Annotated in this window: 23 protein-coding genes; 12 read left to right on the top strand and 11 right to left on the bottom strand. The window is 65.2% G+C overall.

What is annotated here, in order from left to right:
• The first annotated feature begins 57 nt into the window (after positions 1–57).
• The gene (locus tag LWC34_RS19785; RefSeq protein ID WP_233726660.1) at positions 58–453 is read left to right on the top strand and encodes a hypothetical protein; all 396 of its coding nucleotides are present in this window, start codon (positions 58–60) and stop codon (positions 451–453) included.
• Positions 454–588: 135 nt separating this feature from the next.
• On the opposite strand, the gene LWC34_RS19780 is transcribed toward LWC34_RS19785, so the two are convergent.
• Together LWC34_RS19780 and LWC34_RS19775 are read right to left on the bottom strand one after the other, a co-directional pair.
• Positions 589–1,407, bottom strand: a complete 819-nt coding sequence (locus LWC34_RS19780; protein ID WP_233726659.1) for a hypothetical protein — start codon at positions 1,405–1,407, stop codon at positions 589–591.
• A gap of 504 nt (positions 1,408–1,911) precedes the next feature.
• Positions 1,912–3,369: an IS1380 family transposase gene (locus LWC34_RS19775; protein ID WP_233722402.1), complete on the bottom strand. Its 1,458-nt coding sequence runs from the start codon at positions 3,367–3,369 to the stop codon at positions 1,912–1,914.
• A 117-nt stretch (positions 3,370–3,486) separates the two neighbouring features.
• Here LWC34_RS19775 and LWC34_RS19770 point away from each other — a divergent pair, with 117 nt between their 5' ends.
• From LWC34_RS19770 to LWC34_RS19755, 4 genes are all read left to right on the top strand, one after another.
• Positions 3,487–4,629 (top strand): 5'-methylthioadenosine/S-adenosylhomocysteine nucleosidase family protein, encoded by a 1,143-nt coding sequence (locus tag LWC34_RS19770; RefSeq protein ID WP_372496554.1) that lies wholly within the window; start codon positions 3,487–3,489, stop codon positions 4,627–4,629.
• A 229-nt stretch (positions 4,630–4,858) separates the two neighbouring features.
• Positions 4,859–4,999 (top strand): hypothetical protein, encoded by a 141-nt coding sequence (locus LWC34_RS19765; RefSeq protein WP_233726658.1) that lies wholly within the window; start codon positions 4,859–4,861, stop codon positions 4,997–4,999.
• 1,352 nt (positions 5,000–6,351) lie between these two features.
• Positions 6,352–6,948, top strand: a complete 597-nt coding sequence (locus tag LWC34_RS19760; protein WP_233728763.1) for a hypothetical protein — start codon at positions 6,352–6,354, stop codon at positions 6,946–6,948.
• A 28-nt stretch (positions 6,949–6,976) separates the two neighbouring features.
• Positions 6,977–7,648 (top strand): NAD(P)H-binding protein, encoded by a 672-nt coding sequence (locus LWC34_RS19755; RefSeq protein ID WP_233726657.1) that lies wholly within the window; start codon positions 6,977–6,979, stop codon positions 7,646–7,648.
• On the opposite strand, the gene LWC34_RS19750 is transcribed toward LWC34_RS19755, so the two are convergent.
• Positions 7,618–8,955 carry a D-arabinono-1,4-lactone oxidase gene (locus LWC34_RS19750; RefSeq protein WP_233726656.1) on the bottom strand — a complete coding sequence of 446 codons (1,338 nt, stop codon included), beginning with the start codon at positions 8,953–8,955 and terminating at the stop codon, positions 7,618–7,620. The genes LWC34_RS19755 and LWC34_RS19750 overlap by 31 nt on opposite strands.
• An 87-nt stretch (positions 8,956–9,042) precedes the next feature.
• On the opposite strand from LWC34_RS19750, the gene LWC34_RS19745 reads away from it, so the two are divergent.
• Positions 9,043–10,245 carry an amino acid deaminase/aldolase gene (locus tag LWC34_RS19745; RefSeq protein WP_233726655.1) on the top strand — a complete coding sequence of 401 codons (1,203 nt, stop codon included), beginning with the start codon at positions 9,043–9,045 and terminating at the stop codon, positions 10,243–10,245.
• A gap of 136 nt (positions 10,246–10,381) precedes the next feature.
• On the opposite strand, the gene LWC34_RS19740 is transcribed toward LWC34_RS19745, so the two are convergent.
• Positions 10,382–11,002 (bottom strand): TetR/AcrR family transcriptional regulator, encoded by a 621-nt coding sequence (locus tag LWC34_RS19740; RefSeq protein WP_233726654.1) that lies wholly within the window; start codon positions 11,000–11,002, stop codon positions 10,382–10,384.
• Positions 11,003–11,080: 78 nt separating this feature from the next.
• Here LWC34_RS19740 and LWC34_RS19735 point away from each other — a divergent pair, with 78 nt between their 5' ends.
• Both LWC34_RS19735 and LWC34_RS19730 read left to right on the top strand, forming a co-directional pair.
• Entirely contained in the window at positions 11,081–12,412 is a 1,332-nt protein-coding gene (locus LWC34_RS19735) for a GH1 family beta-glucosidase (protein WP_233726653.1), read from the top strand.
• Positions 12,409–13,623, top strand: coding sequence for an MFS transporter (locus LWC34_RS19730; protein ID WP_233726652.1), 1,215 nt, complete (start codon positions 12,409–12,411; stop codon positions 13,621–13,623). Before LWC34_RS19735 ends, LWC34_RS19730 begins: the two co-directional genes overlap by 4 nt.
• A 415-nt stretch (positions 13,624–14,038) precedes the next feature.
• Here the strand turns inward: LWC34_RS19730 and LWC34_RS19725 are convergent, their stop codons facing one another.
• On the bottom strand, positions 14,039–14,383 hold the full coding sequence (locus LWC34_RS19725) for a hypothetical protein (protein WP_233726651.1): 345 nt from the start codon (positions 14,381–14,383) through the stop codon (positions 14,039–14,041).
• Positions 14,384–14,396: 13 nt separating this feature from the next.
• A complete protein-coding gene (locus LWC34_RS19720; RefSeq protein ID WP_233726650.1) occupies positions 14,397–14,696 on the bottom strand; it encodes a hypothetical protein in 300 nt (99 codons plus the stop codon).
• A gap of 278 nt (positions 14,697–14,974) precedes the next feature.
• Here LWC34_RS19720 and LWC34_RS19715 point away from each other — a divergent pair, with 278 nt between their 5' ends.
• From LWC34_RS19715 to LWC34_RS19705, 3 genes are all read left to right on the top strand, one after another.
• On the top strand, positions 14,975–16,291 hold the full coding sequence (locus LWC34_RS19715; RefSeq protein WP_233728762.1) for a helix-turn-helix domain-containing protein: 1,317 nt from the start codon (positions 14,975–14,977) through the stop codon (positions 16,289–16,291).
• Between the two features lie 31 nt (positions 16,292–16,322).
• Positions 16,323–17,222 carry an aminoglycoside phosphotransferase family protein gene (locus tag LWC34_RS19710; protein ID WP_233726649.1) on the top strand — a complete coding sequence of 300 codons (900 nt, stop codon included), beginning with the start codon at positions 16,323–16,325 and terminating at the stop codon, positions 17,220–17,222.
• 133 nt (positions 17,223–17,355) lie between these two features.
• Entirely contained in the window at positions 17,356–17,661 is a 306-nt protein-coding gene (locus tag LWC34_RS19705; RefSeq protein WP_233726648.1) for a hypothetical protein, read from the top strand.
• Between the two features lie 86 nt (positions 17,662–17,747).
• Here LWC34_RS19705 and LWC34_RS19700 read toward each other — a convergent pair whose 3' ends face one another.
• From LWC34_RS19700 to LWC34_RS19680, 5 genes are all read right to left on the bottom strand, one after another.
• The gene (locus LWC34_RS19700; protein ID WP_233726647.1) at positions 17,748–18,767 is read right to left on the bottom strand and encodes a CopD family protein; all 1,020 of its coding nucleotides are present in this window, start codon (positions 18,765–18,767) and stop codon (positions 17,748–17,750) included.
• On the bottom strand, positions 18,767–19,321 hold the full coding sequence (locus LWC34_RS19695) for a copper resistance CopC family protein (RefSeq protein ID WP_233726646.1): 555 nt from the start codon (positions 19,319–19,321) through the stop codon (positions 18,767–18,769). The genes LWC34_RS19700 and LWC34_RS19695 overlap by 1 nt, the downstream gene beginning before the upstream one ends.
• Positions 19,318–20,088, bottom strand: coding sequence for a YcnI family copper-binding membrane protein (locus LWC34_RS19690; protein WP_233726645.1), 771 nt, complete (start codon positions 20,086–20,088; stop codon positions 19,318–19,320). The genes LWC34_RS19695 and LWC34_RS19690 overlap by 4 nt, the downstream gene beginning before the upstream one ends.
• Before the next feature lie 52 nt (positions 20,089–20,140).
• Complete coding sequence (locus tag LWC34_RS19685) at positions 20,141–20,692, bottom strand: hypothetical protein (RefSeq protein ID WP_233726644.1); 552 nt, start codon at positions 20,690–20,692, stop codon at positions 20,141–20,143.
• Positions 20,693–20,755: 63 nt separating this feature from the next.
• Positions 20,756–21,196 carry a DUF6474 family protein gene (locus LWC34_RS19680; protein ID WP_233726643.1) on the bottom strand — a complete coding sequence of 147 codons (441 nt, stop codon included), beginning with the start codon at positions 21,194–21,196 and terminating at the stop codon, positions 20,756–20,758.
• Positions 21,197–21,267: 71 nt separating this feature from the next.
• Between LWC34_RS19680 and LWC34_RS19675 the strand changes: the two genes are divergently transcribed.
• The gene (locus LWC34_RS19675; RefSeq protein ID WP_233726642.1) at positions 21,268–22,905 is read left to right on the top strand and encodes a TM0106 family RecB-like putative nuclease; all 1,638 of its coding nucleotides are present in this window, start codon (positions 21,268–21,270) and stop codon (positions 22,903–22,905) included.
• Positions 22,906–22,919: the final 14 nt, after the last annotated feature.

The following is a 22,919-nucleotide window of genomic DNA, read 5'->3' as shown; positions in this document are numbered from 1 at the left end:
GTAGACTCCAGGAGCGGCCATGCTATTCGAATAGCAACCCTGTGGGGAGTGGGCTGAATGGGTACTCGTCGCACTCAAGCCCCCCGTCAACACGTGGTCTCCGGCCACTGGCCACACGCCGAACTGGACGGCGACCACGCCGCCGCGATCGCGCAAGGCATCTCCGCACGCCTGACCGGGCTGCTGGCCGAGAACGGCAGCAGCCTCAACGCGATCAGCAAGACAGCGGCGGTCAACCGGCAGACGATCGTCAACATCATCGACGGTTTGGCCTGGCCGACCATCGCGGTGCTGGCCGACCTGGAACGAGCGTTGGGGACTTCGTTCGCGCTGGACCCGACACTGTGGTCAGGACAGGACACCATGGATACGGGCCTTTCGGGGCGTGCGGACACGACACGGCAGAGCCCCGAACGAGTGACAATCCAGCGGAGGAAACGCGACGTCCGCTAGCGTGCGAGCACGACGAGGCTCCCCGTGTGGCTTCGAACAACCCGTGTCCGTGCGAAGGTTTGGGGTCGTTCGAGGTGGGGGTGTGCTTGTCAACCGGCCGCCACCGAGTTCACGCTTGGTGGCGGCTTTCTTGTGCTACGCCATGCTCACCTGCCGACCATCGGCGGCCTGCGCGGCCACCACACCGGAGGGACGTGACGGCCAATATCGCCCGGCGTCGTCCTGCACGATCTCGCTGCTGTGTGCCATGTCCCGCAACAGAGACCACAGGTCGTCAGGGTTCGTGTGTGTCAGGACCGCAGCCAGCTCCCGAGGCCGCCAACCACGCCCTGGTGCCTGCCGCATGATCACCGTGATCTGCTCCCGCAACGTCACGTTCTCAGCCTCGCGCTGCTGTTGCGGGGTGGGTGGGGCCTCGTGGCCAGCAGCTTCGTCTGCCGGCAGGTCGAACCGGAAACGACCCTTAACCACCCGGATGATCTTGCCCTGGCGCACCAACCGGCCCAGCCGCTCACTGATCTGAACACGTGACGCGCCAGGGAACAGCCCGAGTATCTCGGCTGGGGACATCACTTGACCCGGCCGAGCTGTGAACGCCTCGAACACGTCATCGATGGGCGCCTCGTTCGGTACACTGTCCATAGTGGCCTCAAGCGTCGCCGCGGCGGGAACACGCGGCCTGTCAACGTCGGCCCCGTTGGTTCGGGCACCACGATCCTTTACGGCGTCGCGAGCCTCGCTCGTCTCGCCAACCGGGCCGTCAGCACCAGACACCATGCCCGGCTCATCGAGCACCTGGTCCAGCAACACCCGCAACTCGCGATACTTGCCCACCTCATGCTGCGCGCGGGCCAACTCGTCCATCAGAACCGCGACGCGCCGCTCGCGCGCCTCAATCGCCGAGTCCAGCTTGGCGGCCAACACCCCGCCCGCGTCTTGTCTGGTCCCTGACACGCGCCGAAACCTAGTGCACACAAGCCCTCACACAGGGCCACAGCCGCACCGCCATGAACAAGATCACCCAGTCAGGTACAGACACAAGCCTGCGACAGACACGTGGCTCCTCAGACAAGCCCAGACAACAGGCTGCTGCAGCCGACAATCGCCATACCAAGACTCAACGCTCGCATACCGGCTGGATGACCGCCGTCGCCGATCAGGTGGTCTCTGTGGCGGATACCGCACCATTTTGTCCTTCCTAGCCGATAAAACCAAAGTCGATCGGCGCATCGCTGCCTCGGCCGATCCGGCACCTGGCCGGCGCCGAGCCACAGCTGAGCCACCCGTTCCACTAGCCTTGATCATTCACGTGGGTGACGTGTCCGCCTGTGCCGGTTCGGATGTTGATCTTGAGTTGGTTGCTGTGTGGTGATGGTCAGGGTTCGAGCCCGGCCGCCGGTGTTGGCTGGGCGCCGGGTTGGGGGGCGGGCCTTTCAGGTCGAGGGGCAGGGACAGGGGTCATCGAGTTGGTGGTGGCAGGGCCAGCGCTGCCCGGAGGCAGGCGGCGAGAGGGTCGGCCCAGGGCCAGGTTTCCGGGATTTTGATCTTGCGTTTGCGTTGGCCGCGGACGATGCGGGCGGCGGTGTGCAGTAGCCGGTAGCGCAGGGTTTTGGGTTCGGCTTTGGCGAGGGTGCCCTCAAGGCAGAGCAGGCGCAGCCAGGCGAGCAGGTCGATGGCGATGGTGGCGGCCAGACACCAGGCCCGGTTGATCTCGATCTTGGTGGAGGGCAGGTGACCGAGGCCGGTTTGCTTGCCGCAGCGGACGTGGTCCTCGACTCGGGCGTGCGGGCGGTGACGGGCTTCCAGGAACTGGACGGTGGCGCCCGAACCGCTGCCCGGGGTGTTGGTGGCCACCAGTTGGTAGCGCCAGCCGTCGGCTTCTTCGAACAGGGACAACTGTGCGCCGGGGTGGGGTTTCTCACGACGACAGATGATCCGCAGATCGGCCGGCCAGTTCTCCAGTTGGTCCCCGTCGGGGTGGTGACGTAGTAGCGCGGTCAGTTCCACCACGCCGGCTTTGTCCAGCGGCCGAGGATCGCCGTGGTGATCGAGCACTGCCTGCCATGCCTTCGCGGGGACACGGCCGATCGCGGCTCGTTCCCGCGCACCGAGTTCCCAGCCGACGCTGTAGTGCGCCTGCCTGCCTGGCTTGGCGTTCAGCGCGGTGATGTACTTGATGAGACCGTGGGAGGCGCCCGCGCCGTCCACGGTGACTAGAAGGTTCCTTCGATGTTTCGCCGGGATCTGGGCGATCGCGGCGTCGAGGACCTCGAGGTGATCAGCTGTCGTGTTGGATCCGGCGCTTCCTGTGCGCAGCAACAGGGCCAGCGATTCGCCGGTGTTGTCACACATGGCCAGCAGCGGATGATGACCGAAGCTGCCCTTGTAGGTTCCCGCGGCGAGTTGTTTGTCCGAGTGCGCGATCACCAGCGAACCATCCAACCGGACCACCACGGTCGTGCCCAGATCACGGTCGGCCACCCGCGACGGCGGAATCCGGCCGTGCCGTCGCTCGATCAACGACCACACATGCTCGCGGATCCGGGCACGCACACGGGCGATCTTGTTGCGCTGCACCTGACCGACCGCGTCCAACGTGCGCCACAACGTCGGATCTGAGGCGACCGGCCCGAACAGTTCGGCCTGATCGCGCAGGACAGCCAGATCCGACAGGACCCGCCCGCCGTCAGCGATCAACACCGCGGTGTCGGCGAACACCCGGCCACGGTCATGCACCGGCATGAACCCACGCCGCGCCATCGCCCGCGACAAGCCTTCCGTCAACCCGGTGCGGTCGGCCAGCAACCGCACCGCCGCGGTCCCGGCATGACTGACCACGCCACGCCCACCGACTTCTACCGCCAGATCCCGCGACCACCCAGTAACATCCACGTCGAAAGTGCTCCAGAGCTTCATGGGTAAGAACAGGCATTAGCAACCTCATCTTCCCAGCTCAGGAGCACTTTTCCCTGTTCCGACACGGCGCCCGAATCAAGATCGCCATGAATACTCAGGGCTAGCGGAGGGGGCATCGTGACCACCAGCAGCAATGACACCGTGTCGGGCACCGTGGTGATCTGTGCCGCGCTGGACGTGGAATACCTAGCCGTGCGCGCACACCTGGACGGCCCGTTCACCGAACGCGAAGAACGCGGCACCCTCTACGAGATCGGCACCTTCCTCACCGACCACGGCCATTGGACCGTCGCACTGGCCCAAAGCGGTGCCGGAAACACCCAAGCCGGAGTCGAGGTGGAACGCGCCGTAGCAGTGTTCCAGCCACAACTGGTGCTGTTCGTCGGCGTCGTCGGAGGCCGCAAAGACGTCACCCTGGGCGACGTGGTGATCGCCGACCACGTCTACGACTACGAGTCCGGCAAGGACACCGCCACCGACTACCAACCCCGCATCAAATCCGCCGCACCCTCACACAGGCTGCTGGCACGTGCTCGCAAACTCGTGCGGGACAACGCGTGGCAACATCGTGTCTTCGATACCGATCCGATTGCCAGGGTGGACGGTGTTCCGAAAGCGCTGGTGCGGCCGATCGCCGCAGGAGGAAAGGTCGTCGCCGACCAACACTCGCCCACAGCCCAATTCCTGAGCCAGCACTGTGGAGATGCGGCCGCGGTCGAGATGGAAGGACACGGCTGCCTGCACGGCGCCTACGTCAACGACGCCGTCCAAGCCCTGGTGGTACGCGGGATCTCGGACCTGTTGTCCTGCAAAACCGAGGACGCTGACGCCCATTGGCAGCCGACTGCGTCCCGGCACGCGGCCGCGTTCGCCTTCGAACTTCTCGCGCGCCACACCTCACCACCCACGCCACAGGCGGGTGCGGTGCCGCGCCAACTACCGGCCGCACTGCGGTTGTTCACCGGCCGCGCCACTGAACTGGCCTACCTCGACCAGGTACCTGGTCAGACCGCCGAACAGCCGGGGATCGTGACGATCACTGCGGTGGGCGGCACCGGCGGCATCGGCAAGACTTGGCTCGCCTTGACCTGGGCACACCATAATCTGCGCCGATTTCCCGACGGCCAGTTGTTCGCAGACCTGCGCGGCTTCAGCCCTGCTGGTCAACCAACAGCCCTGGAGGATGTACGGCTCCTGGTAGCAACGGCCGGAAACCAACGATTGGCCGAGCTGCTGAAGCTGGCGCGTACGCGCCGATGACGTAACCGTGCCTGCCGTGCCTGCTGACCTGCGGGGAGTCCCGTCCTAGCGTGGGGCACGCCATGGCCACTCGTGTGTTCTCCAGGGCTGTTCGAGGTGCAGTTACAATTGTCTTAGGGCGAGAAATTGCCAAACGCGATGCCAGCTAGTGACAGGGCGCCGTCCGGTGAACAAACTCACTTATCGTTAGTATCTTCGTTCGCCCATCGACATTCATAGGGGAGTAACCATGTCCACAAAGCTCAAGCTGCTCGCCTGCGCCGTTTTCGCGGCACTTTCCACTACATTGATCGCCATGCCAGCTAGTGCAACCACCGCGCCGCAGGAAGAATGCGTGATTGGCCCTGGCGGAGTGATTTACTGCTTCTAAGGCCAGCATCCTTCGGTAAAATGGGGTGGCCGGTCAAACGTCGAAGATGGTTGGCCTGGCACCGGATCCCTTCTTGGAAGACGGCGCCTGATTCAGGAACAGGCGTATGACGCCGTCGGCGACTCGGCCACCCTTACTCCGCCCTCCGCAGGCAGAAGCAAGCCCACGACGCGTGGAACGAAGCACGGCTGCTGTACATGCAACAAGGCCGCAACGGTGACGCCGAACGCGTGCAGCGACAACTCGATGACCTCGACAACACCTAGCTAGCGGTTGACACCAGATACCCCCAGTGGCCTTTGCCTGGACCGTGCGGGCAGGGAAACGATCACCAGGAGCGCGGGAACAACACCACCAACATCACCCTGTAGCCGCTGATCATCGGATTCCGTCGGCAGCCCACTCGACTTAGACGCCCCCTGCTCGTTGCTTCGCAACTTCGCTGGGGGCGTCTTCGTCATTATGTTGGGGGGCCGAGCCCCCCAAACCCCCCACGGTGCGGGCTTCTTCTGACCCAGCGCTGGTTGCTTTTTGTTTGACCAGCTTCTTTTGCGGCTTTGCCGCAAAAGTTTGGCTTGGCTTGGGTGTCGGTTGGCTTCTTCTGGGCGGGGTTTTGCCATGGCCTTCTTGTTTGGCCTGGTAGATGTCGCTTTTCAGCGTGTTCGCTTTGGCACCTGCCAGCTTTGTCCTTGGCTCGGCTGCCTGTGCCTGCTTGGTTGGCCGGTTCCTCTGCTTTGCCGCTTGTGTGCTTGCGCTTCGGGCGGTGCTTTTCTGCTCGTCCTGGGGTTGGCGGGGGCCTCCTTCTTTCTTTGTGTCCTTGCTCGGCTGGGGCCGCCGTCTCGGTCTCTTGTTTGCTGCCTGGTTGGGGTGATGAGCGCTCTGGTTGCTCCGTTTCCTTGCCTTCCTTCCCTTTCCTGTGGTCTCGCTACTCGGCCCGTGGCTCTTCGCGGGATCGTTTCCCTAGTTGCTTGAGTCGCACGTGTGAGCGAAGGGTGGGGTGGGATTTGCAAGGGGGCTCGCCGGGTGGATGTGATGTTCGGCGCGAAATTCGGCCCTTTGGGGTAGGGAATTACAGGGGTGTAATTCAGTCAATTGTGGTGGGGGTCACTTTACTGGGTGTGGTTGCCATGGAGGACCGCCCGTCTTTGTCTCACCCGGACGGCGGCATCGCGGGGCTGAAGTCGGCTGGCGGCTTACCGACCGGTCACCGACCGCTCGGCGCCGTTGGTCGCCGGAGAGCGGAATGGAGATCCGTGGGGCTGGCTCAGCTGGTACCAAATTCCATGTACCAGTTCGGCCCGTGACCACCAGGGACACGGTCGAGTCGAAGGAGGCGGGGCTTCGTGACCGGCATTCCAGGGCGCACGGCAGTGACTCAGCAGGACGCTGCACTGCCCATTCCGTCCGCCGTCGAGCTTCCCGCCCCAGATGACGAGCTCGCGTCCGCGGCCGTCGCCCAGCTCGGTTGGCCGGGTGTGGCGCTGCAGCCGATGACGCTGCTGGGCCGCCGGGTTTCGCTCGTCGCTGAACTTCTGCCCGACGCGCACGCCGAGCGGATCTGCCTCGGCCAGGCGCCGGTCACGGACCGCGCGACCGTGTCCACGTGGGTGTGGCCGGAGTTCGCTGGCCAGGTGCCCGCCGCGGCCGTGCGGATCGTTGGTGTGCTGGCGGTTTCGCGGCACTGGCGGACCGGTCTTGCCGCGCTGGCGCCGTTCGCCCGCTACGGCGACACGGCGATGGTCGTTCCGTCGTCGGTCGTTCTGACGCACGACTACCTCGCGAACTGCCTGCCGCGGGCCCGCAACTACGGCATCGCCGTGGTCAGCGCCGACCCGGACAACGGCGTCGAGCTCGATCTGCCTGGCCGCAACGACAAAGTCACCGCCGGGATCGACGCGGTGTCGCGTTGGGTCAACGAGGTCGCCTACGAGCGAGTTCTGTCAGCCTGACCGAACCAGACGACTTAGGCTGGTCCGCATGCGAGTTGTCATCGCCGGTGGACACGGCAAGATCGCTCTTTACCTCGAACGTTTCCTCTCGACCCGTGGTGATGAACCGGTCGGCTTGATCCGCAATCCCGCGCAGGCGGATGACCTGCGCGAAGTAGGCGCCGAACCGGTTGTGCTCGATCTGGAGCAGTCGGCCGCGGAAGATGTTGCCAAAGTCCTGAGTGGCGCGGATGCCGCGGTTTTCGCGGCAGGAGCCGGACCGGGCAGTGGCGTCGAGCGAAAAGACACAGTCGACCGCGCAGCGGCGGTCCTGTTCGCCCAAGCCGCCGAGATCGCCGGAGTCCGGCGGTTCATCCAGATCAGCTCGTACGGCCTCGACCGCGCCGACGACCCATCGGTCGACGAAACATTTCGCATTTACCTCAAGGCAAAGGCCGCGGCGGAAGAGGACCTGAGGTCACGTGACCTCGACTGGACCATCCTGCGACCGGTGCACCTGAGCGACGAGTCGGCGACTGGGCTGGTCAACCTGGATTTCCAGGTGCCGCCAGGCAACGTGCCGCGTGAGGAAGTCGCCGCTGTGCTGGTCGGACTGCTCGACGACAACGACACCATCGGGCTAACCCTGGAGCTGGGCCGAGGCCCGACGCCGATCGACATCGCGATCACTCAGGTCAAATCGAGCACGCGCTCCAAATAGGCGTTGCGGAACACCAGATTCGGGTCGACCTCGGCGCGCACCCGGCGGAAGTCCTCGAACCTCGGGTAGCGCTCGCGCAGAACGGACGCGTCCAAGCTGTGCATCTTGCCCCAGTGCGGACGCCCGCCGACCTGCGCGGCGATCTTCTCAAAGGCGTCGAAGTACTCCCGATACGGCATGCCCGGGTACTGGTGGATCGCGAAATACGCGGAATCCCGCTGGTAGGCGGTGGACATCCAGATGTCGTCGGCCGCAGCCACCCGGATCTCGACCGGCAGCATCACCGGGTCCTTCAGCGTGGGGACCACCGCGCGCAGCTCGTTGAGCACGTCGACAAGCGACTCCCTGGGCACGGCGTATTCCGCCTCGACGAACCGCACATTGCGTGTGGTCACGAAGACCCGGTGGGACAGGTCGCTGTAGGCGCGCGGCGAGAGGGCGTTCGACGAGAGGTTGTTCAGCGGCTCGACCAATTTCGGCACGACCCGGCCGAGTCGGCACACCGCGTCGAACACGACGTTTTCCATGAGGGTGTACTCGAAGAACTGCCGCGGTCGGCTGAGCGGTCGGACTGCCGCGTCGAGCGGTAGGCGGTCGTTACGCTTCACTAAAGCCTTGCGACCGTATGGGAACCAGTAGAACTCCATATGGTCGTGACCGGTGATCAACTCGTCGAGCTGCTCGATCACTTCCTCAAGCGGAACAGGCCGTTCATCGGCCTGCAGGCAGAAAGACCGCTCGCAGCGCAAGGTCACTGTGCTGATCACGCCGAGCGCGCCAAGCCCAACCCTCGCCGCGTTGAACAGCTCCGGCCGCTCATCGGCAGAGCAACTCACCACGGACCCATCGGCCAACACCAGCTGAAGGGCGGCTACCTGGGTCGCGATCCCGCCGAGTTTCGCGCCCGTGCCGTGCGTCCCGGTCGAGATCGCGCCGGAAATGGTCTGCGCGTCGATGTCGCCGAGGTTGATCATGGCCAGACCAAGCCGGTCGAGCGCGGCGTTGAGCTGCTTGATCGTGGTGCCGGAACGGACCGTGACCAGGCCGGACTCGATGTCCGCCGATTCGACGCCGGTCCACTGCGACAGATCGATGGCCGCACCACCGTGCGCGGCGGCGATGGCGGTGAAGGAGTGGCCAGAGCCGAGCGCCTTGACCTGCAGCTTCTTGGCACGAGCGGTGCTGACGGCGTCGCTGATCTGCTCGACACTGGCCGGCCGGGACACCGTGGCCGGTGCCGCGATTTCGTTGCGGGCCCAGTTCGTCCACCGGATGTGACCTTCGGCGCTGGTCTTCAGAGCACTCATAGACGCGTTGCCCTCCGCGGCAGGGTTTCGACACACCGTAAGTGAAAGCTATTCACATTTCAACCGAAATCGACGTACTGTGGTGGCGTGACCCAGCAGGCCGACTTGGACACCGCCACCAAGGGACTCGATCCGCCCTTCGCCGTGGTGGACCTGGACGCGTTCGACGCCAACGCCGCAACCCTCGTGCGCCGCGCCCACGGCCGTCCGATCCGAGTGGCCAGCAAGTCGATCCGGTGCTCGTACCTGCTGGAACGAGCACTCACGATGCCGGGATACGAAGGCGTCATGGCGTACTCGCTGCGCGAAGCCCTGTGGCTGACCCGCAAATGGCGAGAGACCCCATTGGCGAACACTGACATCCTGGTCGCCTACCCGACAACAGACCATGCCGCACTCCGTGACCTCGCCGCAGACCCGGAGGCCGCCCGGGTCATCTCGGTCATCGCCGACTCGACCGCCCATCTGGACCTGATTGATGCGGCCCTTGGCGTTGATCATGCCCCGATCCGGATCTGCCTGGAATTCGACGCGGCCTGGCGCCCCCTGCCAGGCGTCTACGTCGGAACCCGCCGATCACCGATCCGCACCCCACGCCAAGCAGCGCGACTGGCCGCGGAAGTCTCCCGCCGCCCAGGATTTTCCCTGGTCGGAGTGATGTCCTACGAAGGTCAGATAGCGGGCCTAGGCGACGCCCCACCAGGAAACCCGGTGAAAGGCGCGGTCATCGGCTGGATGCAACGCCGCTCAGGACCAGAGCTGATCAAACGCCGCAGCGCCGCGATCTCCGCGATCCGCGGCGTGACGGACCTGGAGTTCGTGAACGGCGGCGGCACAGGCAGCCTGGAAATGACCTCGACCGACCCATCGGTCACAGAGCTGGCAGCCGGATCAGGCCTGATCGGCCCTTGGCTGTTCGACAGCTACCGCGGCTTCAAACCACGCCCAGCCGCCCTGTACGCGCTGTCGGTCGTTCGCCGACCCGCGCCGGGCATCGCAACTCTGTTCGCGGGCGGCTACGTCGCTTCCGGAACCGGTACGCCCGACCGGCTGCCACAGCCTTACCTGCCATCGGGCCTCAAACTGATCGGCTTCGAGGGCGCGGGCGAGGTGCAGACGCCGGTGGTCGGCGCGGCGGCGGATTCGCTGAAACTCGGCGACCGGGTGTGGATGCGCCACTCCAAGGCAGGCGAACTGGCCGAGCGCTTCCAGGAATACCACCTGATCAGAGGGGACCGGATCGAGCGGACCGTCCCGACCTACCGAGGCGAAGGCGTCAACTTCGGCTGAGCCAAACCCGCCAAACATCCCCCACCACTCCCGGGGGGACGACCCCTGGCCAGTCTATCGGGGGTATGGGCTGGTCAAGGGGGTTGGTGGTCGGTTGTGGACAACCTGATTTGGTGATGGTGCCGTCGGTTCGGGGCTACTTGCCGACCTTGCTCGACAGGTATTGCCTGAGCAGGTATTTGCCTTCGTCGATGATCGTTTGATCGCCGCTGGGGTCTCGGCGGAAGGCGAGTTTGTGGATGCCGTCGGTGGCTTCGACGGCGATGGTGATCGGCAGGATCAGCTCTTCCACCGGCAGTCCTGCCTTTGAGGCGACGATCTCGGTCAGCCGGCCGGACACCACTTCGTTGTTGTGCTTGCCTTCCCCGTCGTCGAGCAGTTCGAGGTCGACCACGTCGCCGAAGTGCAGCTTGCTGAAGCCGGGAATCGTCCTGTGCATGTCCACATAGATGTCGATCGCCAGGTCGACCGCGTCCCACCAGTGGTCCACATAGGTCGTTTCGAAGCGTTCGCCGACGACCTTCAGGAAGTGCTCAAGGTTGCGCCGGGTCAGCTCGCGCACGACTGCTCGCTTGTCCGGGAAGAACTGGTAGAGCGAGCCGACGGCGACGCCCGCACGCTCGGCGATCAGTGTCGTCGTGACTCCGTCGTAGCCGACCTCTTCGATGAGGGCAGCGCAGGCTTCGAGCATCTGCTCGACGCGTTTCGTGCTGCGTTGCTGGACCGGTTTGCGCCTCAGCGGGGTCGGACTCGCCACAAGTGTCTCCTCTGCTCAGCACCTATCTTGCCGTGAATCGGCCGCTGGCGTGTGAGTGACATCGCATCTAGTATCCGAATGAATTTCACATTCGTCCAGCAACGAGGCAACGAGGTGAAGATGGCGTTCCCGAGCGACTTCGTGTGGGGTGTGTCCACGTCGGCCTTCCAGATCGAAGGCGCGACGCGCGAGGGCGGGCGGGGCGTCTCCGTATGGGACACCTTCTGTGCCACGCCGGGCAAGGTCCGCAATGGCGACAACGCCGACATAGCGTGCGACCACTACCACCGCTTCGGTGAAGATGTCGCGTTGATGGTCGAACTCGGCGTCAAGGCGTACCGGTTCTCCGTCGCGTGGCCGCGGATTCAACCGACCGGCCAAGGCAAGGTCAACGTCGAAGGCCTCGACTTCTACGACAACCTCGTGGACACCTTGTGCGAAGCGGGCATCGCGCCAGTGACCACGCTGTATCACTGGGACACGCCACAACCGTTGGAGGACAACGGTGGTTGGCTCGTCAGGGACACCGCCGAACGGTTCGCGGAGTACGCGCAGATCGTCGGCGAGCGCCTTGGTGATCGAGTGGAGATGTGGATCCCGCTCAACGAACCGATGGTGGAGACGCTCTTCGGGTACGCGCTGGGTGAGTACGCCCCTGGTAGGGCGCTGCTCTTCGATGCCATGCCTGCGGCGCACTACCAGAACCTCGCGCACGGACTCGCGGTCAGCGCCTTGCGCGCAACCGGAGCGAAAAACATTGGTACGGCGAACAATCACAGTCCGATCTGGCCTGCCAGCAAGGACGAAGGCGACCTTACCGCAGCGCGGCACCTGGACGCCGTGATCAACTGGATGTATGCCGAACCGGTACTCACCGGGAGCTATCCCGATGAGGTAATCCCTTACCTGCCAAGAAGTTATGTCGATGACTTGCCGAAAATCGCCGCACCACTGGACTTCTACGGCGTCAACTACTATGAACCGCAGGGTGTCGCGAAACCTGGCGAGGGCAACCCGATGCCGTTCGAGCTACGGCCGGTCGAGGGATACCCGTTGACCACCAACGATTCTCCCGTTGTCCCCGATGGGCTCCGGCAGTTCCTCGCCACCTTGAACAGCCGCTACGATCTTCCGCCGGTGTACATCACCGAGAGCGGCTGCAGCTTTGACGGCGTGCGCGACCGGGAGCGCATCGACTACCACACCGAACACCTTGCGGCACTGGAGAAAGCGATGTCCGAAGGTGTCGACGTCCGTGGTTATTTCGTGTGGTCCTTGCTGGACAACTTCGAGTGGTCGAAGGGGTACCAGCCACGGTTCGGCCTCGTCCACATCGACTACGAAACCCTTGCCCGGACACCGAAGGACTCGTTCCACTGGTACCGCGACGTGATCGGAGGCGCCCGGTGACGACCGCGTTATCGGAGCCCGTCCAACGGGTTCGCGCAGGCTGGATAACCCTGCTCTTCCTCGCCAACCTCGGGTTGTGGCTGGCGATCTACGCGCCGATCCAAGTTTTGTTGCCGCAACAGGCCGAGCTGCTTGACGCCGCCAACAAGGAGTTGGTCTTCGGTATCACCACTGGTGCCGGTGGTGTGGCCGCGTTGATCATCAATCCGTTGGCAGGCTTGCTGTCGGACCGGACGACGTCTCGGTTCGGCCGTCGCCACCCGTGGACCATCGGTGGCGCTGTCGTCGGCGCTGTCGGGCTCGTGGTGCTTGCTCTGGCGGGCAATGTCGTCGTGATGGTACTCGGCTGGTGCCTTGTCCAGGTCGGGCTGAACGCGATGCTGGCTCCGCTCATCGCCGCGATTCCGGACCGTGTTCCGGTCGCCCAGCGCGCCCAGACCGGCGGTTTCATCGGGATCAGCCAGATGTTCGGCACTGTGCTGGGTGCGGTTCTGGTTACGGCGATCGTGACTGGTCTGGTCGCGGGTTACGTTGCGTGTGCGGTCGTGGTGCTGTTGGGGGCGGCCGCGTTCGTGTTCTTCACACCGGATGCCAGGCTGCCGAAGGAACTTGTCAGCAAGACGAAGCTGGATCTGTGGATCTCGCCGCGAGAGCACCCGGGTTTCGCGTGGATGTGGGGCTGCCACTTCATGATCAACCTCGGCAACGCCCTCGGCACGTTCTACCTGCTGTTCTTCCTCAAGGACGCGGTGAAGCGGGCGGATCCCGAGGAATCGTTGCTGATCCTGATGGCTGGCTACGGAATCGCGTTGGTCATCGGCGCGCTCGTGGCCGGCAGGCTCTCCGACAAGTCCGGTCGCCGCAAGCCGTACGTACTGGTAGCAGTCGCTTTCATGGCCGCGGCCGCACTCGTTCTGGTGATTTGGCCGACCTGGATCGCGTCATTGATCTCCGGACCGCTGCTTGGCGCGGGCTTCGGAATCTATTGGGCGGTGGCGATCGCGCTGCTCACGCACTTGCTTCCGGCGGCAGCAGATCGCGCCAAAGATCTCGGCGTCGTGAACATCGCCAATTCGCTGCCGCAGGTTTTCGCGCCACTCATCGCCCCGGCAATCTTGGCCGGACTTGGTTACGCGGGACTGTTCGGTGCTTCCGCACTGGCAACCTTGGTCGCCGGATTCCTACTGACGCGAATAACAACGGCGAACTAGTCACAAAATTGACCCCAACAAAAATTGGGACTCCGGGCAAGGACCGGTGGCTTCAGGCGTGTCCACCGTTCCGGAAGGGTGTGTCCACCTTTGCGGCACATGGTTTTGACCATTGCCGCAGGCGTTTTTGACCATTGCGGCTGCTTGGGGTGGTTTGCTGGTGGTTCCAGCTGGGTTGGGTTGGGTGAACTACCGCGTGTCCGCCCCACCGGCACGGTGAGTCAAACTGCTCGACTCGCTTCCAGCTTTCTCACTCGCCGCTTTGCGCCGCTCGCGTGTTCAACTCACCATGCCGGAGCGGCAGACACGCGCGGACCGGCCTTCACCCAGTCGCACTGCTCGCTTTGCTCGCTGTGCTTTTGGATGGCAGTCCGGTTCGCCTCGCTCGGGGGGACGGACGAACCGGACCGCCGGTCTATCGGGCGCCGGCCACCACACGGCGGGGGGTTGCTGTTGCCCTTCGGACGTGCCTGCCTCCTGCTGGGGCGAGGCCTCCGGCTACCAGGTGCTCGTAGGCTGCTCGCCAGACCGAGCATGGCGCTTTTTGCTGGCGCCACCTTGATGAACAGGTAGGGCAGTTTCCTCGCTCGTCGGGCTCGTGGGCCGAGAGCATCGCTCGCCAGCCTTCGGTCAGGCGGGGCAGCTCGGATCGGGCCACGGACAGCAGGGACGGGGCGTCTGCGCGGGTTGCCAGCTCGGAGAGCATGTCAAGGCGTTCCCACACCGCATTGCGCAAAACCTGGCCGAGTATCTCGTCCACGGGAGCGTCACCGTCACCTTTCCGCCTGCTCGGCGGCTTCTCGTAGGGCGTCCCGCAACTGGCCGAGCTGGCCGGAAGACAGGACCGCGGTCTCGCCGGGAGGTCCGACAAGCACCACCTTGTTCTGATCGTTCACGAGCACAGTGAGACAGCGATCGCGGTTGATGACGTCTCCGCAGCTGATGTGCCATACCTGACGGCCGGAAAATGAGCCGGTCAGATCTCTGAGGCCAGGGGAGTCCTGCGCCTCCGCCTGCGCTGCAGGTGAGGGCGTAGGAGCGGGGCGCGTCACCGTCGAGCCGACCAGGTCCACGATCAGAAGTTTCCCTCCGTGCTCGAATGCTTACCAAAAACTAGATTGGTACGTGGCAAACTCGAACGGGGTGATGGTGAGCTGATCGGGCGCGGTTTCACGTTAAGCGGTCAGCGGACTTCGGCCCGACCGATCAGCCTGACCGATCACTACTTCTCGGCCCTGCCGCAATGTGTTTACTCTGCGGTTGACGCCCAACGGACTGCAAGGGGGCGCGAGTGAACTCCACCGGGTCACAAGGTGCTGTGGTAACCGCTGATGTCTGGGAGAAGCCGGACATGCGGGCAGCGCTTGCCGCGAGGGAGATCAGTCAGGTCTACCGGCTGCTGCGAAAGCACGGAATCTCGCAGCGGCAGATCGCCGCGCAGACCGGCCAGTCGCAGTCCGAGGTATCGGAGATCCTCAAAGGTCGCCAGGTCATGGCCTATGACGTACTCGCGAGGATCGCCGCTGGCTTGGGCGTTCCAAGGGGATACATGGGCCTCGCATATGACGAGGAGACACGGGTCCGTGTCGTCGCCACGGTCGACGACCAGACCCCCGAGGAGGCAGAGTCGGTGAAGCGTCGGAAGTTCCTCGCGCACGCCGCGGCCGTCACGATGGGCGCGAACGTGTTCGGCGCGGACTCCGGGCCGTGGGTCTCGAACCCCATCCAGACTCCGGCCCCCGGTCGGATCGGTATGACGGATGTGCGCCAGGTTGAGGCCGCTACCAGGGCATTGCGCTCGTTGGACTACCAGTACGGCGGTGGTTCCTGCCGTGACGCGGTGATCGCGCAGCTGTCCTGGGGGCAACAGATGCTCGGCGCGTCCGCGACCGATGTGGTCAAGCAACGCCTGCACGTCGCACTGGCGGACCTGCACAACCTCGCGGGCTGGACGTCCTTCGACATCGGGCTGCTCGACTCCGCCCGCAACCACTTCGGCAAGGGTCTTGAGCTGGCGAAAGAGGGCCGCAGTGAGCCTCTTGTCGCCAACATCCTCTACCGGATGGGCCGGGTCTACTTGCACAACGGCGCGCCCAATGACGCGCTCAAGATCTTCTCGCTCGGCCAGATCGCGGCCCAGAACTCCGGCTCGGAGCTGGCGGTCGCGGTGCTGTGCGCGAACGAGGCGTGGGCCTACGCGATGATGGGCCAGCGGGAGCAGACGATGAAGCTGCTCGGCCGGACGCGTGACGAGTTCGCTCGTGCCGACCTCGACGGCGCCGAAACCTGGGTGAAGTTCTTCACCGAGACCGATGTGCACGCGATGATCGGCACCGTGCACACGGTGCTCGCCCAAGAGGTCGACACCAAGCACACGAAGTACGCGATCCCGGCATTGCAGCGGGCGATCGACGCCTATGGCGACGACATGGCCCGCAGTAAAACCTTCAACCTCAGTGCGCTTGCCACCAACCACCTGATCGAGGGCGATATCGACCACGGTTCCAAGGTCGGTCGGTCCGCGGTCGAGCTGGCCGAGAACATCACGTCCGGTCGTGCGAAGGACCGGATGCGGCCGTTGAAGCAAGAGGCCGACAAGCGCCGCAACAACAGTCAGGCCCGTGAACTCTCCGACGCGCTCAACAAGTACTTCGACGCGGACGCGTGAGCAGACGGCTGAGCCCCACAGAACCGGTTCCATGGTCAAGTCCGAGGGACGGTTCAGCAGGGACAGCCTCGCCGCGGCGTTAACGCTGATCTGCGAGCAGATCGGCCTGGACGCGTCCGGCGCGACCTTGCTCAGGTTCACCAACAACGCGGTGTATCGCCTGGTCGGCGATACCGCCGTGGTCCGTATCGTCGGGTCGCACGCCTTGCGCCACCGGGTCGAGAAGGTCGTCAGGGTCGCCGCGTGGTTCGCCGAGCACGACATTCCGTCCGTCCGGCTGCTTGCCGGGGTCACCCAGCCGGTACGCGCGGGTGAACACCTGGCGACGGTTTGGGATGTCGTCCCGGACGGCAGCCGCAAACCTCGTGGCCGTGATCTGGGCGAGCTGCTGAAGCGGATCCACAGCCTGCCGCCGCCGTCGTTCGAGCTGCCCGCGTGGGATCCCCTTGATGACGTGCTCAGGCGGATCGACGACGCCGAGGACATCGATGACGACGACCACCAGTTCCTGCTGGACACGTGTGAGCGGCTGTCCGATGAGCTGGCCAACCTGCAGTTCGAGCTGCCGCCCGCGGTCCTGCACGGCGACGCGCATCTCGGGAATCTGATTCCGTCGCCGGACGGACCGGTGTTGTGTGATTTCGATTCCACTTCGCTGGGTCCGCCAGAGTGGGATCTGACACCTGTTGCCGTCGGAGTTGGCCGGTTCGGCGAGCCCGCGCGTACGTACCGTGAGATCGTCCGGGCGTACGGTTTTGACGTCACCCGATGGGCTGGCTTCCGGGTGTTGCGTGAGGTCAGAGAGCTGAAGTTGATCACTAGCGTGCTGCCGAGTGTGCGCAGCAACCCCGAGGTACGGCCCGAGCTGATGCGCCGTCTCGGTGATTTCCGGCGCGGCGACACCCGCGCGCGGTGGGTCCGGTACACCTGAATGGCGGTAACGCCAGGGCCTCGCTGAGCGAATCCTTTCTCGACAGATGGCGGCCGTTGCCCCAACCGGGTTATCGGCTACTCTGTGTTCAAGTTCTCGTCGAGAATTGCTCACCAAGAGGTGATGGATCACGGTGTTGGGGCTGCTGAGCAGGACAGTCGGTGATGGTCGGCGTGCGAAGCGCGCGCTGCGGTCCGCCCAAGTGCTGGACGAAGTGGTGGAAGCCCAGCTCGCTCTGGTTTCCCGGTTGCCAGAAGGCAGTCGTCGCAGGGCAGCTGACTACCTCGCCGAACTCGTCATGCTGGCGCAGAGCTACCGGCACTTCGCGGCAGGCTGGATCACCCGCAAGGAACTCGAGAAGCGCGGGGCGACGACCATGCAGCGGTTGTCGGAGTTGCGCAGGCCACACGAACCCGCGCAGTTCACCGAGCAGGACTGACCGCTCGACTCTTCGGATTTTCAGCGGCTTTTTCGTTGAACGTGACGGCCGCCACATAATCTCCACTCGCGACGAACGGCGAGCGCTCACACCACCGGCGCGCGGGTGAGCACAACGGCGAAGCCAAAGGCCAGTCCCATGATCGCCAGTTCGGCCGTTGCCCAGCCGACCAGCGCGGTCCGGTTGTGCCGCATGATCGACGGCAGCAGCCGCCAGCGGATGTTCGCGCCGAGCAGTCCAAGCAGGACAACGCAGCCGATCTTGAAAAGCACGAGCAGGCCGTAGCCCGTTCCAAAGAGGTCACGCCACAGCGAGCTGCCGGGTGTGAGCACGAGTTCGGCGATTCCGTTGAACAGCCCGGTCACCGCCGAGACCACAACGCAAATTGTGGCCAACTTCGAGAATCGCGGCAGGGCATGCGCCAGCAGGGTGCGATTCGCGGCCAGTAGCACGACCACCGCGCCAAGCCCTCCGGTCCATGTGACCGCGGCGAGCACGTGCAGTTCCATCGAGACCATCGTGATGTCGTGCCACGACCAGTCGGTGGCGTGACCGGTCACCGGCAACGGCAAGAGCGTGAACAACGCGGCAGCGGCACGCAGTTCGGCAGGAACAGATTCGCCTTTGCGGACAGTCCACGCCGCGAGGACAGCACACAGCATCGCGAAGAGGAAAACCGCGACAAGTGCCTTTCCCGCCGCGACAGTCCGGATGTAGTCCCAGATCGCGGTGAGAGTGACCGATCGCGACAGTCGCAGTTCGGCGGTCTGCAGGACGAGTGCGACCAGTGCGGCGATCGCCCACGTGAGTGCACTTGCGACAGTCACCCGCCGTGTCCCGGCCAGCACGGCCTCGGCGAGTTTCGGCCGATCGAAGCCGATCAGCAAGGGCAGCAGGGAAAGTCCGACGGTGACGACCGCGGCCATGTCCAACAGTACCCGGACGACCGGAATGCCGTACCGGACCACCGCATCCGGCTCGGGCAGCCCGGGCAGCGCCGTGGTCACGGTGATCGCGAGTCCAATAAGGACACCAACGATCGCGGCCGTGACCAGGACGCCGACCAGAGCGAACCGAGGCGAAGCGGTGGCCCGGGTCGAGGACATCAGGCGTCGTCTTCCTTACCGCCCATACGAAGCGCGAACACAATGCCTATGCCGAGCACGAGCACGGCACCGACGATCCATACCCACGTGGGGATTCCGCCGCTCTCGGCTTCACCCGGCGCGGAGACACTGGCGCCGTTGTTGAACTTGGCCAGTTCGTCCGCGGGCAAGGGCGTGCCGTTGCCCGCAGTGGTGAGCGTGAACGACAGTTCGCCCTTCACGGGGTGACCGTCGGCCGACAGCACGCGCCACGCGATCCGATAGACGCCACTGGGGCCCAGCGGCCGCAACGGCGCGCTCACGACCGTGCTGTTCACCTGCGGCGGCGCGGCTTCCCAATGGTTGCCCTGCGGATCCATCACCGAGATGGTGTTGATCCCGTCGCCGTCCTGTACTGGCTGGTCGAACGTGAGCTGGATGGTTTGCGGACCCGTCGCGAGCGACACCTTGTCCTTGGGGTTGGAGTCCACAAGGGAGTTGTGCGCGAGGGCGGGGGTGGCCAGCCCGACGAACGCCAGGCCGGCCAACACGGACGCGGCTACGAACCGCCTCATGCCTTCTCGCCTCCACGGGCGGCGGCCGTCACCCGCTTCGCCCGCAGGGTGGCGCCGATACCCAGGCCGAGGCCCAGTGCGCCGACGACAAGGCCGATTCCGCCGAGCCAACGCGCGGTGGTGTCGGTGCCTGCCGCAGCGGCCTCGTTGTGCGAGTCAGCGGCGGGTTTCACGTCGCTTTGCGTGCCCGCGCTGCCGTGGGCGTCCTCGCCAGCGGCAGCCGCGACCAGCTTGACGACCGGGGCCGGGTGCTCAGGCTCCTCACCCGCGGTCGGCGGGGCGTCCCACTTCACTTCGCCCTTGGCGCCGTCGTAGGTCTGGATCGCGGGGATGATCAGCTGGTCGGCCTTGGGCAGCGGGCCAGCGGAGATGTCGAACTCCTGGAACTCGCCCGGGTTGATCCGGGTGCCTGGCTGTGCGGTCCAGGTGATCGTGTCGATCGCTTCCTTGATCTCGCCGCCGTGGCCGTTGGAGACCGGCTTGTCCAGTTGGGTCTTCTTGACTTCGGCGGTCCAGCCGGGCACCGGCTTGGGCCGCGCGCCGGTCAGCGGCGTGTCCTTGGGGAACACCAGCTGCAGTTTGATCGTGCCCTGGCTGGCGTCCTCGTTCGGCACCCGGAAGGTGATCTTCGAGTAGCCGCCCTGCTTGGCGGGCTCGGTGACATTCGCCGTCACGTGCGCGCTGGCGACGCCGCCACCAGCGAGAACAACGGCTCCGGCGGCGATCGCCACGGCAAAACCGCGCGCCAAAAGTCGATTTGTAGACATAGTGAGGTAGCTCCTGAAAAGTGCAGGGGTGAGTGAGGGGAGAAATCGGATTTCAGGAGCAGACAGGTGGACCGCGTCTGGCGTGCACGCGGCGCAGCAGCACGGCCCGGATGTGATCGATCCGGTCCGGCGATTCCGGCAATGCATAAGTCGCGCTGGCGACCGCCGGGAACCGGGGCGGCTCGATCAGATCGAGCAGCAGCCGCATCGCCGAACCGATCAGCCCGACGGCCGTGTCGGCCTTGGCCAGCAGCAACGCGGTCACCAAGGTCGCGCCCGCGTGTGTCGCGAGCATGACCGCCGGGTCGAAGGGCGTGCTGTGGCCGACGTGTGAGGGAACGACGTAGTTGAGGACCAGGTGCATCGCCGCCTGGGCCATTCCCAGGGCGATGAGCATCGACAACGGCCCGTCAAAGCGGCTGGCGACAGCTGTGCCCGCCCACGCGACGATCATGGTCAACAGGACAGCGAGCGCCGTGTCCGGCGTCGCGCCACCTGCCATCCCGTGCGCGGCGATGGCCAGCGCGCCCGAGCTCACGGCCAGCGTCCAGCCACGCAGTGACGCCCTTGGGCAACTGCGCGCGGTGACCGGTCGCCTCTTCACACGGTGGAGCGTAGCCGGAGGCTCCCGGTGAGCGAGTCGGCCGGAATACTGAAACCGTCGGACTCAGATGCCCAACTTGTGCAGGAGCCGCTGCTCCAACTGGTCGAGTTCGGCAGCGACCGCCTTGTGCACAGTTTTTCGCTTCGCGGTCGGCATCCGTTCGGCCGCGCGCACGGCCGAGGTCAGTTTGGCCAGCGTCTCGGCGGTCTCAGCGGCGAACAGATCGTCCTTGCCGCGGTCCTTCAGCTCTTGCAGTACCTCGGCGAGACCGGCGATCCGAGCGTGTAGTGCAGCGCCTCGGCCGGTGTATTTCGCCAGGTCAGCGACGGGAACACCGAGTTTGTGGGCGCGCCGGTTGTCCTTGAGGTTACGAAGTGTGGCCGCGGCTTTCGCGGCGAAGGGGATGAGCACCGGAACGACCACCGGGCCGATCACCTTGGCGACGGCGACGGCGTTTTTCGCACTGCGCGGATTGATCCGTGGAGTTCGCTTCGTCGCGCTCATGGCCACCAACCTACTGTCGTGGGGCAATAGCAGCATCTCGGTCGTCAATGGCCTCGCCTAAAGTGCTTACTGTGACGGATTCGGTGCTGCTCGACGCTGGTGTGGTCAACCGTTGCCGGCGGCGCGTGCACCTGGAACACGACCCGGCCATGCGAGACGTCCCGAAAGCCGCCCCCGACCCCACCGGCCAGCAGCGAAAAGCGGACGCGACCGCGCACCGCCGCACGGTCGCGGACCAGGTGGCGCGCCTGGTCGGCCCGGACTGGATGGAGATCCCCACTGGCGCTGACCTGCGTGGATCCGATCGCGAGCAGGCGACGCTGGCGATGCTGACTGCGGGCGCCCGGTTCATCTGGGCCGCGCAGCTGCCGCGTGACCCCCGCGGCGGACGCCGTGGTTCGATCGATCTCCTGGTCAAGAGCGACAAGGGCTACGTGCCAGTGCTGGTCGTCCGGCACAAAGTGACCGACCCGGGGCAGGGCGCCCGCACGTCGCCGCTGGGCGAGCCGATGCCGAACGGCAGCCGCGTGGACCCGCTGCGCAAGATCCGGCCGCAACCGCGTGACCAGATGAGGCTCGCGCACGCCTGGCGGATGCTGCAGGCCTCTGGTTACGCGGCGTCCGGACGCGCGGTCGGCGGCGTGATCGGCCTGGACGCGGACGTCGTGGCGTGGCACGACCTGGAGGCGCCAACCTGGCCAGGCGGCCGCACGGCACTGTCGGAGTACGACAACCGATTCTCCGACCGTCTGGCTGTCGCCGCCGCAGCCGCCAATGGGGGACAACCGCTGGCGCGGCCATCGCGGATCTTGGAATGCCGCAGCTGCCCGTGGTGGCCGGTCTGCGAGGTCACGCTGATGGAGAAGCGTGACGTCAGCCTCGTGGCGCGCGGCGAGGACGCGGTGACGTTGCGAGCGGCGGGCATCCAGACCGTCGACGAGCTGGCAGACGTTCAGATGGGGACGGATTTGCAGCTGGTCGGGCTGCCCTCGGATGACGCGATCGCATTGGCCAAGGCGTGGCTGCGTGACCTGACGATGGTCCGCCGGGTGCCCGAAGTGGTCGTGCCCCGCGCGGATGTCGAGGTCGACGTCGACATGGAGAGCTTCGGTGACGCGGGCGCGTACATGTGGGGCGTCTTGCTCAGCGGCGCCGATGTCGGCGAGGAACAGGGCTACCGCGCATTCGCGACCTGGGACCCGCTGCCGACAAAGGATGAGGCGCGTTCGTTCGCCGAGTTCTGGGAGTGGCTGATGGGTGTCCGGCTGCGCGCTCGTGCCCGCGGCCTGACCTTCCGCGCCTACTGCTACAACGAACTCGCCGAGAACCGCTGGCTGCTCGCGTCGGCCCGCAGGTTCAAAGGCCAGCCGGGCATCCCGACCGAACACCAGGTCCAGGAATTCATCGACTCGGACGCGTGGTTCGACCTGTTCCGCAGTGTCCAGGACCAGTTCCTGTGCGCACAGGGCAAAGGACTGAAAATCATCGCCCCGGCCGCGGGCTTCAGCTGGCGCGATTCCGAAGCCAGCGGCGAGAACTCGATGCGGTGGTACCGCGACGCGGTCGGCATGGACGGCGGCGAATCGAAACTGGACCAGCGAGACCGGCTGTACGTGTACAACGAGGACGACGTCCGCGCGACGATGATCCTGCGGCAGTGGATGTCCTCGCCTGAGGTCAACAAGATCCCCTACGTCGGCGACCTCTGATCTTGCGCAAGAAA

Source organism: Kibdelosporangium philippinense (assembly GCF_021390435.2).
Lineage (GTDB): Bacteria > Actinomycetota > Actinomycetes > Mycobacteriales > Pseudonocardiaceae > Kibdelosporangium > Kibdelosporangium philippinense.
The sequence above is the reverse complement of the archived record's forward strand: the minus strand, read 5'-3'. Positions and strand labels throughout refer to the sequence as shown.